The sequence below is a fragment of the Flaviflagellibacter deserti genome, from assembly GCF_042652085.1.
Classification (GTDB): Bacteria; Pseudomonadota; Alphaproteobacteria; order Rhizobiales; family Methylopilaceae; genus Flaviflagellibacter; species Flaviflagellibacter deserti.
In genome coordinates, this window is the sequence record NZ_JBHSJF010000017.1 from 1 (window position 1) to 561 (window position 561).

At 68.1% G+C, this 561-nt stretch carries 1 protein-coding gene; it reads right to left on the reverse strand.

The annotated features are described in order from the left end of the window. Positions 1 to 561: ABC transporter ATP-binding protein (locus tag ACFPFW_RS18585; RefSeq protein ID WP_379771836.1), on the reverse strand; the 561-nt coding region annotated here is incomplete at both ends.

Consider the following 561-nt stretch of genomic DNA (forward strand, 5'->3'; position numbering starts at 1 on the left):
CTGCGCGTCGTGCAGCCGGCGGTAGGTTCCGTGGCGGGCAACGAGGTCGGTGTGGTTGCCCTGTTCGGCGATGCCGGTCTCGGTGACGACGACGATGCGGTCGGCGTCGCGGATGGTGGCGAGGCGATGGGCGATGACGAGGGTGGTGCGGCCCTTCGACAGCTCGGTCAAGGCCTTCTGGATCGCCTGCTCGGTCTCGGTGTCGAGCGCCGAGGTGGCCTCGTCGAGGATCAGGATCGGCGGGTTCTTCAGGAACATCCGGGCGATCGCCAGCCGCTGCTTCTGCCCGCCCGACAGCTTGACGCCGCGCTCGCCGATCACGGTGTCGAGGCCGTGCGGCAGGCCTGCGATCATCACGTCGAGCTGCGCCCGCCGCGCCGCCGCGGTGATCTCGTTTTCCGAGGCGCCGAGCCGGCCATAGGCGATGTTGTCGCGGATCGTGCCGGCGAACAGGAAGACGTCCTGCTGGACGATGCCGATCTGGCTCCGGAGCGATGAAAGCGTCATGTCGCGGATGTCGATGCCGTCGATCGAGATCGATCCCGCGGTCGGCTCGTAGAA